General features: G+C 71.2%; 7 protein-coding genes. 3 read left to right on the top strand and 4 right to left on the bottom strand.

The features are described from left to right. Window positions 1–332 (bottom strand): GNAT family N-acetyltransferase (locus ACILRF_RS12565; RefSeq protein WP_395673387.1); only part of this gene is annotated, 332 nt, incomplete at its 3' end. Window positions 333–532: 200 nt separating this feature from the next. Here ACILRF_RS12565 and ACILRF_RS12560 point away from each other — a divergent pair. Continuing rightward, window positions 533–1,786 carry an MFS transporter gene (locus tag ACILRF_RS12560; RefSeq protein ID WP_395673385.1) on the top strand — a complete coding sequence of 418 codons (1,254 nt, stop codon included), beginning with the start codon at window positions 533–535 and terminating at the stop codon, window positions 1,784–1,786. Here ACILRF_RS12560 and ispH read toward each other — a convergent pair. Continuing rightward, window positions 1,783–2,736, bottom strand: coding sequence for a 4-hydroxy-3-methylbut-2-enyl diphosphate reductase (ispH, locus tag ACILRF_RS12555; RefSeq protein ID WP_395673383.1), 954 nt, complete (start codon window positions 2,734–2,736; stop codon window positions 1,783–1,785). The two genes, ACILRF_RS12560 and ispH, sit on opposite strands and share 4 nt — an antisense overlap. 121 nt (window positions 2,737–2,857) lie before the next feature. On the opposite strand from ispH, the gene ACILRF_RS12550 reads away from it, so the two are divergent. After that, entirely contained in the window at window positions 2,858–3,553 is a 696-nt protein-coding gene (locus tag ACILRF_RS12550; protein WP_395673381.1) for a Tat pathway signal sequence domain protein, read from the top strand. Then, entirely contained in the window at window positions 3,550–5,343 is a 1,794-nt protein-coding gene (locus ACILRF_RS12545; RefSeq protein ID WP_395673379.1) for an arginine--tRNA ligase, read from the top strand. Before ACILRF_RS12550 ends, ACILRF_RS12545 begins: the two co-directional genes overlap by 4 nt. 9 nt (window positions 5,344–5,352) lie before the next feature. Here the strand turns inward: ACILRF_RS12545 and ACILRF_RS12540 are convergent, their stop codons facing one another. Then, on the bottom strand, window positions 5,353–6,309 hold the full coding sequence (locus ACILRF_RS12540) for an isopenicillin N synthase family dioxygenase (protein WP_395673377.1): 957 nt from the start codon (window positions 6,307–6,309) through the stop codon (window positions 5,353–5,355). An 11-nt stretch (window positions 6,310–6,320) separates the two neighbouring features. Then, the gene (locus ACILRF_RS12535) at window positions 6,321–8,201 is read right to left on the bottom strand and encodes a monovalent cation:proton antiporter-2 (CPA2) family protein (protein WP_395673375.1); all 1,881 of its coding nucleotides are present in this window, start codon (window positions 8,199–8,201) and stop codon (window positions 6,321–6,323) included. Between the last annotated feature and the right edge of the window lie 71 nt (window positions 8,202–8,272).

Here is an 8,272-nt window from a genome sequence, read left to right as displayed (position 1 = left end):
CCGGCCGCCCTGGCGGCGTCGCAGGCCCTCTGGACCATCACGCCGCCGACGCCGGCGCTGCGCTGGTCGAGGTGGACGGCGAGCGGGCCGAGGAAGACGACGGGCAGGTCGCCGATGCGGACGCGCCATAGGCGGACCGTTCCCACCAGCACGCCGCCGTCGAAGGCGCAGACGGACAGCTCCGGCGCGAACTGCGCGATCTCGCGGACCCGTTCGGAGGATTTCACGAAGCGGCCGGGGCCGAAGGCGCGGTCGACGAGCGCCTCGGCGAGCGGGGCGTCTTCCGGCCGTTCCGGCGCGTAGGTGAGCTTGAAGGAAAGGTCGTCGGGCATCGGCCTGGGTGCTGGGGTCGAGGAAAGAAGGGATGCGCGGCCGCGTCGGCCACGGGAAGCAGGCGTCGTCAGTGACGGGTGTTTCGTCGCGCGCGCATCGGGGGAGCCCTTCTCCAGCCCAGGATGGCGCGCACTTAGGGCGCATGGGATTGCGCGTCAACGATGTTGCGGCGCAGCAGCCCGCAAGGCAGGTTCCGGAAATGGCGCAGGCTCCCTCCGACGACGTCCCCTCCGCGCGCGCCCTGCTGCGGGAGCGGGACTATCTGTTCTTCTGGTCCTCGCGCTGGTCCGGCAGCTTCGCCTCCCAAATCCAGAGCGTGGCGATGGGCTGGCACATGTACGCCCTGGCGCGCGAGACGCGCGGCGTGGCCGAGAGCGCCCTGTTGGTCGGAATGATCGGCCTCGTCACCTTCATCCCGCTGCTGCTGCTGACCTTGCCGGCGGGCGAGACGGCCGACCGTTACGACCGCAAGAAGGTGCTGCTGTGCTGCTTCGCGGGCGAGATCTTCACCGTGGCGACCCTGGCCTTCGCGACCTGGAAGGGGGCGGCCTCGGTTCCGCTGCTGCTCGGCGTAGCGGTGGTGTTCGGCGCGTCCCGCGCGTTCTTCGCCCCCTCGAACACGGCGCTTGGACCGATGCTGGTGCCGCGGGCGCTGCTGCCGCGGGCCATCGCCTGGAACTCGCTGGCCTGGCAGACGGCGGCGATCGCCGGGCCGGCGGCGGGGGGGCTTCTGGTGCGTATCTCGCCGGCCGACGCCTATGCGGCGGCCCTGGTGCTCTACGTCGTGGCGGCGATCTCGGTGACGATGATCCGCAAGAACGCCAAGCCCGAGGTGCAGCCCGGCTCACGACTGCAACTGATGAAGGAGGGGCTGAGCTACGTCTGGCGCCAGAAGATCGTCTTCGGGGCGATCTCGCTCGACCTCTTCGCCGTGCTGCTGGGCGGGGCGACGGCGCTGCTGCCGGTGTTCGCCCGCGACGTCCTGCACGTGGGGGCCGAAGGCTTCGGCCTGCTGCGCGCATCCCCGGCGGTGGGGGCGACCTGCGTCGCCCTGTGGCTGGCGGCCAACCCGATCCGGGCGAAGGCCGGGCCGATCATGTTCATCGGCGTGGCGGTGTTCGGCGCCGCCACCCTGGTCTTCGGGCTTTCGAAGATGCTGTGGCTGTCGGTCGCCGCCCTGGTGATGCTCGGCGGGGCCGACATGCTGAGCGTCTATGTGCGTCAGACCCTGGTGCAGCTGGTCACGCCCGACGCGATGCGCGGTCGGGTGGCGGCGGTCTCGTCGGTGTTCATCGGCGCGTCAAACGAACTCGGCGAGTTCGAGAGCGGCGTGGTGGCGCGGATCCTTGGGCCGGTCGGCGCGGCGGTGTTCGGCGGCGCCGGCGCCATCGCGGTGACGGCGATCTGGGCGCGGCTGTTTCCGGACCTGCGGAAGGCCGACCGGCTGGTCTAGCCCGCCAGCACCCGCGGCAGCTTGAAGGTCACGGTTTCCCGGGCGGCCTCGACCTCCTCGACGGTGACGTCGAACACCTCGCCCAGGCGGGCGATCAGGCCCTGGACCAGGACTTCCGGGGCGCTGGCGCCGGCGGCGACGCCGACCGTGCGGGCGCCCTGCAGCCAGTCGAAATCAAGCCCAGTCGCATCGTCGATCAGATAGGCGGCGGCGCCGGAGCGGCGACCGACCTCGGCGAGGCGCACGGAGTTCGAGGAGTTGGCGCTGCCCAGCACCAGCAGGACGTCGGAGCGCGCCGCGACCGTCTTCACCGCCTCCTGCCGGTTGGTGGTGGCGTAGCAGATGTCGTCCTTGTGCGGCGCGGCGATGGCCGGGAAGCGGGCGCGCAGGGCGGCGACGATCTCGGCGGTGTCGTCCACCGACAGGGTGGTCTGGGTGACGAAGGCGACGTTGGCCGGGTCGCGCGGGGTGAACACGCGGGCATCCTCCACCGTCTCGATCAAGGCGACGGCGCCGTCTGGCAACTGGCCCATGGTGCCGACGACCTCGGGGTGGCCGGCGTGGCCGATCAGGACGATCTCGCGGCCGGTCTCGAAGTGGCGCTGAGCCTCGACATGGACCTTCGAGACCAGCGGGCAGGTGGCGTCGAGATAGAGCATCCGCCGCGACTTCGCCTCGGCCGGCACCGACTTCGGCACGCCGTGGGCCGAGAACACCACGGGGCGGTCATCCGGCGCTTCGTCCAACTCCTCGACGAACACGGCGCCGAGCGCGCGCAGGCGATCGACCACATGGCGGTTATGGACGATCTCGTGGCGGACATAGACCGGCGCGCCGTATTTCTCGATCGCCCGCTCGACGATCTGGATCGCCCGGTCGACGCCGGCGCAGAAGCCGCGCGGCGTGGCGAGCAGGACGGTGAGGGCGGGGCGGGCGTTGGCGACGGACATGGCGCGAACTTAAGGGCTCGCGTCCGCGCCCGCCAGCCGCGTTGCGGCCGCAATCCTTCGGCTGTACTACGGCCTTAATCCCGCGAGACGCCTCGCGCTCTAGATTCCTGGACGCTCCACCATGCGCCGCCTGTTCCTCGTCGCCTGCGCCGCCGTCGCGGCCGCCACGGCCGTTCCGCTCACCGCCTCGGCCCAAGTGCCCGGACAGCGCGGAGGCGGCGGCCAGCCGGGCCCCGGCGACGCCGACGAGTCGGCCGCCAACCGCCGCAAGCGGGACGAGGAGTGGGGCGACAACCGCGCGCCGCTGCCGCAGCTGCGCAACGCCGGGCCGTGCCCGTTCGTCAAGACGCTGTACGACGCGGCTCGCTACATCGAGTTCAAGGACGGCCGCGAGGCCGCCGCCGCCGTCGGGTACACCGGCGAGATCCAGGGCATTTCGGCCGGCTGCCAGTACAAGGACGACCAGCCGATCCGGGTGGCGATGGAGGTGCTGTTCGACCTCGGCCGCGGTCCGCAGGCGACGGGCGACCGCAAGACCTATCGCTACTGGGTGGCGGTGACCGACCGCAACCGCTCGGTGCTGGCCAAGCAGACCTTCGACCTGACCGCCAACTTCCCGGAGGGCAAGGACCGGGTTCAGGTCACCGAGCGGCTGAACGAGATCGTCATCCCGCGCGCCACCATGACCACCTCGGGCGGGAACTTCGAGGTGCTGGTCGGATTCGAGGTGACGCCGGAGATGGCCGCCTTCAACCGGGACGGCAAGCGCTTCCGCCCGAGCGTGGCGGTGGCCGGGACGACCCCCGCCAACCCATGAGCGACCTCAAGACCGGCCTTAGCGAAGCGGTCGCCGCCGCCTTCGCGCGCCTGGGCCTGCCCACCGACCTGGCCCGGGTGACGCCGTCGGACCGGCCGGACCTGGCGCATTTCCAGTCGAACGGCGCCCTGGCGGCCGCCAAGACGGCGGGCAAGAACCCGCGCGAGATCGCGGCGGCCGTGGCCGAGGCCCTGGCCGCCGACCCGCGCCTGGCCGCCGTCGAGGTCGCGGGACCGGGCTTCGTCAACCTGAAGGTCGCCGATGCGGCGTTGGCCGAGCGGGGCGGCGAGATCGCCGCCGATCCGCGAGCCGGCGGGGCGCTGCTCGCGCAGCCGCGGCGGGTGCTGGTGGACTACGGCGGCCCGAACGTCGCCAAGCCGATGCACGTCGGCCACCTGCGCTCGTCGATCATCGGCGAGGCGCTGAAGCGGATCTACCGGTTCCGCGGCGACGTGGTGGTCGGCGACGCCCACTTCGGCGACTGGGGCTACCAGATGGGCCTGTTGATCGGCGCCGTCACCGACGAGAACCCGACGATCGCCGCCGAGGTCGCGCGGCTGAATGCGGCCGACGACCTGCCGGAAGACTGGAAGGCGCTGGAGCCGGAGGCGTTCGCGGGCGTCAGCCTGGCCGACCTCGACCGGCTCTATCCCGAGGCCGCCGCCAAGGGGAAGGCCGATCCCGAGTACCGTGACCGGGCGCGCAAGCTGACCGCCGAGCTGCAGGCCAAGCGGCCGGGGGCCTACCTTCTGTGGCGCCGCTTCGCCAAGGTGACCCAGGTTGCCCTGGAGCGCGACTTCCACGCGCTCGGCGTCGACTTCGACCTCTGGAAGGGCGAGAGCGACGTCGACGGGCTGATCCCGCAGATGGTCGAGGACCTGGCCGCCAAGGGGCTGCTGGTCGACGACCAGGGCGCCCGGATCATGCGGGTGGCGCGCGAAGGCGACAAGCGCGAGCTGCCGCCGCTGCTGGTGGTCTCGTCGGAAGGCTCGGCGATGTACGGCACGACCGACCTGGCCACCATCCTCGACCGCAAGCAGGGGTTCGATCCGGACCTCGTCATCTATTGCGTCGACCAGCGCCAGGCCGACCACTTCGAGATCGTGTTCCGCGCGGCGGTGCTGGCCGGCTATGCCGCCGAAGGGCAGCTGGAGCATGTCGGCTTCGGCACGATGAACGGGGCCGACGGCAAGCCCTTCAAGACCCGCGAGGGCGGGGTCCTGAAACTCAACGACCTGATCGAGATGACCCGCGGCAAGGCCCGCGAGCGCCTGCGCGAGGCGGGGCTCGGCGAGAACCTGCCGTCCGACGAGTTCGAGGACATCGCCGGCAAGGTGGCGGTGGCGGCGCTGAAATTCGCCGACCTGTCGAACTTCCGGGGCACGTCTTACGTCTTCGACCTCGACCGCTTCACGAGCTTCGAGGGCAAGACCGGGCCCTATCTGCTGTACCAGGCGGTGCGGGTGAAATCCCTGCTGCGCAAGGCGGCCGACGAGGGCGCGGAGGCGGGGCCGGTGAGCATCGCCGAGCCGGCCGAGCGCGACCTGGTGCTGACGCTGGACGCCTTCGACGCGGCCCTGGCCGAGGCGTACGACAAGAAGGCGCCGAACGCGGTGGCCGAACACGCCTACCGCCTGGCCCAGAGCTTCTCGAAGTTCTACGCCGCCTGCCCAATCCTCATCGCCCCGCCGCCGGTGCGGGCCAGCCGCCTGACGCTCGCCAGGGCGGCCCTGCGCCAGCTGGAGCAGGCGCTCGACATGCTGGGCATCGCCATCCCGGAGCGGATGTAAGGCCGCGTCCTAGGCCAGCTTGATCTCGCGCAGGCGCTCGCGGAGGTACTCGTCGGCGGTGATCGGCTGCGGATTGCGCTCCGGGTGGGCGGCGTCGACGCAGTTCGGCAGGGTCCGGATCTCGTAGTCCGAATTGAAGTGCAGGAAGAACGGCGTCGAGTAACGCGCGAAGCCGCGCCGCTCCGGGGCCGGGTTGACCACCCGGTGGGTTGTCGACGGCAGGCGGTGGTTGGTCAGCCGCTGCAGCATGTCGCCGATGTTGCAGACCAGGGCGCCTGGCGACGGGTTGATCCCGATCCAGCGGCCGTCGCGATCCTTGACCTCCAGCCCGGCCTCCTCGGCGCCGAGCAGGAGGGTGATGACGTTGATGTCCTCGTGGGCGCCGGCCCGGATGTGCGGCCCGTCCGGCGGCGTCGGCGGATAGTGCAGCAGCCGCAGGATCGAATTGCCGAAGTCCACCGTCGGGTCGAAGAAGTGGCGCTCCAGCCCGAGGTAGACGGCGATCGCCTCCAGCACCTTCAGGCCCATGGCGTCGAGGGCCCCGTACAGCCAGCCGATGGTCTCATGGAACGACGGGACTTCGGCGTCCGGCCAGACATTGTCCGGCATGTGCTCGCGGAACCGGTGACCCTGCGGCAGATCGCGGCCGACGTGCCAGAACTCCTTGAGGTCGTAGTGAGCGTGGCCCTTGGCCGTCTCGATGCCGAACGGCGTAAAGCCGCGCTGGCCGGAGACCGGCAGCTTGTAGCGACGCTTGGTCTCCTCCGGCAGGGCGAAGAACGCCTTGGCGTCGGCCAGCGCCGCGTCGATCCGCGCCTGGTCGATGCCGTGGTCGGAGATCACCGCGAACCCGAACCGGGCGAACGAGCCGCCGAGCTCGCGCGAGAAGCGGTCGAAGTCGTGGTCGAAGAGGTCGAAGGAGACCGCGGGAATGGTCTCGCTGGAGATGTCGGAGGCCTGGCTCATGACCCGATCTCCTACACCCGCCGGACCGCGTCCTCCACCCGGCGCGACGCATCGTCCTCCTCGTCGTCGTCGTCGGCCATCCGCGCCATTTCGGCCTGCAGCAGCCGCTCCATGGTCTCGCGCGAGGCGCGGGTCGCCTGGATGTAGCGCTCGTCGAGGCTGAACGAGGATTGCAGCTCGCGGAACAGCTGGGCGTCGTGGTCGCGGAACAGCACGGCGGCCTTGAGCGCCCGCCGCTCGGACACGCCCAGCCGCACCAGGGCCCGGCGGCCGAAGTTCAGGGCGCTCTCGTAGGTCTCGCGCTCGACCTCGTGGGCGCCGGCCTTGAGCAGCTCGTAGGCGTGGCGGCGGTCGAAGGCGCGGGCGATGACCGTCAGGTGCGGGAAGGCCTCGCGCGCCGCCTCGACGATCTCACCGGTCTTGTCGGGGTCGTCGATGGCCACCACCAAGAGCTTGGCCTTCTCGACGCCGGCGGTGCGCAGCAGGTCGAGGCGCGTGGCGTCGCCGTAGTGGACCGGCCAGCCGAACCGGCGGATCAGGTCGATCTGGGCGACCGAGGAGTCGAGCAGCACGACCTTGAAGCCGTTGGCCTTCAAGAGACGCGTGGCGATCTGGCCGAACCGCCCGAAGCCGGCGACCACCGCGTCCGGGTCGCCCTCGTCGAAGGGCAGGTGCTCGGGCTCGGCGTCGGCCTCGCCGCGGTTCTCGCTCAGCTTGGCGTAGGCGGCGAACACCAGCGGCGTCGCGGCCATCGAAACGGCGATGGTGGCGGTCAGCAGGCGTACAAGATCGGCGTCCAGAACCCCGGCGCTCAAGGCGAACCCCAGCAGGACGAAGGCGAATTCCCCGCCCTGGGCGAGGGCCACGGCGGTGGTCGCCGAGACCCCGCGCGACTGCCGGAACAGCCGGCCCACCGCGTACATGGCGATCGCCTTGGCGGCGATCAGGCCGGCGACCAGGCCGAACAGCAGGGCGGGTTGCGACGCCGCCATGGCGAGGTCGAGGCCGGCGCCGACAGTGATGAAGAACAGGCCGAGCAGCAGGCCGCGGAACGGCTCGATGTCGGTCTCGAGCTCGCGGCGGAACTCGCTCTCGGCCAGCACCACGCCGGCCAGGAAGGCGCCCAGCGCCGGAGACAGTCCGACCAGCTCCATCAGCGCCGCGACGCCGACCACCAGCAGCAGGGCCGAGGCGGTGAACATCTCGCGCAGACGGGCGGCGGCGATGAAACGGAACAGCGGCCGGATCAGGTAGCGCCCGGCCACGACGACCGCCGCGACCGCGGCGATCAGGGCCAGCGGCCGCCCCCAGGCCGGCAGGTCGTTCAGCAACGTCCCGCCATGCCCGCCCTCGGCATGGACGGTGGCGCCGCTCACCGCCAACAGCGGCAAGAGGGCGAACAGCGGGATCACCGCCAGGTCCTGGAACAGCAGCACGCCGAAGGTCAACTCGCCCACCGGCCCCTTGCGCAGGCCACGCTCCTCCAGGTTCTGCAGCACGATGGCGGTCGAGGACATCGACAGGATCAGGCCGGCGGCCAGCGCCGTCGGGGCCGCCAGCCCCATCGCCAGACCGGCGGCGGCGATCACCGCGGTGGTCGCCGCCATCTGGCCGGCGCCGAGGCCGAAGATCGCCGTCCGCATCCGCCACAGGAGGGCCGGGCGAACCTCCAGCCCGATGAGGAACAGCAGGATGACGACGCCGAACTCGGCGAAGCGCATGACGTCGCCAGGCTCGCCCACCAGGTCGAGGGCGAACGGGCCGACGACCACCCCGGCCAGCAGGTAGCCGAGCACCGAGCCCAGCCCCAGCCGCTTGGCGATCGGCACCGAGACAACGCCGGCTCCGAGATAGACCAGCGCCTGGATCAGCAGCGAGGAATGGCCGTTCATCGGGCGGGCTCGGGTCGGGTGCGCATGGCGCGCAAGAAATCGCGCAACGGCCGACGGCGCACGCTTTTTCT

Source organism: Phenylobacterium sp., assembly GCF_044236515.1.
In the GTDB taxonomy this organism is placed as follows: domain Bacteria; phylum Pseudomonadota; class Alphaproteobacteria; order Caulobacterales; family Caulobacteraceae; genus Phenylobacterium.
Note: the sequence above shows the minus strand (reverse complement) of the source record. Positions and strands in the feature narration are given on the sequence as shown.